1 protein-coding gene is annotated in these 1,518 nt (G+C 67.3%); it reads left to right on the forward strand.

Going from position 1 to position 1,518, the window contains the following annotated elements:
• The first annotated feature begins 442 nt into the window (after window positions 1-442).
• Complete coding sequence (locus ITP53_RS55265) at window positions 443-1,492, forward strand: threonine aldolase family protein (RefSeq protein WP_195903475.1); 1,050 nt, start codon at window positions 443-445, stop codon at window positions 1,490-1,492.
• Window positions 1,493-1,518 lie beyond the last annotated feature (26 nt).

The raw sequence follows: 1,518 nt of genomic DNA on the forward strand, positions 1-1,518 counted from the left end.
AGGTCCCATACCTCCCCACCGCCTCACGCCACGATCGTTCATGTGCCCGACCGCCGCCGCGCCTACCTGGCCGGAAACCCGTCCCACTGCACGTGCGGAGTCGGCGCGCGGGATCTCCTGCACTCCCTGGAGGCCCCGCCGATCGCCACACCGCTCTGGGTCCTCTCCTGATCGCCCACCTGTGGCGGGTGATTCGCTCCTCGGCCCGCCCGGCGGCTCTGCCAATCCACCTGTCGCGGGCGGCCTGGGCTCGATCCGCGCCTGCTTGGCGACCCGCTCCCGAGCCACCCTGCTCCGCCGGCGCTTCCCCCCGGCTCCAGCAACTGGTCGGTCGGAGCCCACATGCAACTGGAGGGACTGGTACCTCTCCGCGGTGTCGGCGACGGCGCTCGGACCCCATGCTGATGGCAAGACACGACGTGGGCAAAAGTAGCCTTACGGTGTGCTGATCGATTCGACGTACCCCAAGAGTTTCGCCAGTGACAATCACGCAGGCGTGCACCCGACCATCCTTGAAGCCATCGCGGCGGCGAACCACGGCGACGCCCCCGCCTACGGTGGCGACAGTTGGACCTCCGCATTCGAGGAAAAAGTCAGGGAGGTGTTCGGCGCGGGCGCGGAAGGGTTCGCGGTGCTCAACGGAGCGGGTGCGAACATGGTCGGTCTGGCCCTCATGCTAGGCCGCCGCTATGACGCCATCATCTGCCCCGACAGCGCTCACATCGCCACCCACGAAGCAGGCGCGGCGGAACGCCTGCTCGGCGTGAAATTGATGACGGCCCCCACCGAACACGGCAAGCTCCGCCCGGACGACATCCGATCAAGCTTGGGCGGGATCGGGAACCCCAATGAATCCCAGCCGGCAGTCGTCTCCATCTCCCAAGCCACTGAGCTCGGCACCTGCTACTCCCCCGACGAGATCGGCGCCCTGGCCGAAGCGGCGCACGCGGCCGGGCTGCGCCTCCACCTGGACGGCGCCAGACTCGCCAACGCCGCCGCCTTCCTCGGATGCGATCTGAAGGCCATCACCACGGACGCCGGCGTCGACGTGTTCAGTTTCGGTGGCACCAAGAACGGCGCCCTGGCCGCCGAAGCCGTGGTAGTCCTCGATCCTTCTCTTACCGAGGCAGTCCCCTTCCTCCGGCGGCAGTCGCTTCAGCTCGCCTCGAAGATGCGCTTCATCTCGGCACAGCTCTCCGCTCTCCTGACGGACGACCTCTGGCTTCAGAACGCCGCCCATGCCAACAACATGGCCATGCGGTTGGCGGACGGCATCGCCGACGTCCACGGTGTTTCCCTGGCTGAGCCGGTAGAGTCCAACGCGGTCTTCGCCACCATCCCGCCCGCCGTCGCGGAGACTCTTCAGCGCCGCTACTTGTTCCACCACTGGGACGAGACGGCGGGCATCGTCCGTTGGATGACCGCCTTCGACACCACCCCGGAACACGTCGACGACTTCCTGGATGACATCCGCAAGGCCGCCGCCATGTAGTTCCCCCACGTCCTCGGCCTTCTGTT

Source organism: Nonomuraea cypriaca (assembly GCF_015645445.1).
Taxonomy (GTDB): domain Bacteria; phylum Actinomycetota; class Actinomycetes; order Streptosporangiales; family Streptosporangiaceae; genus Nonomuraea; species Nonomuraea cypriaca.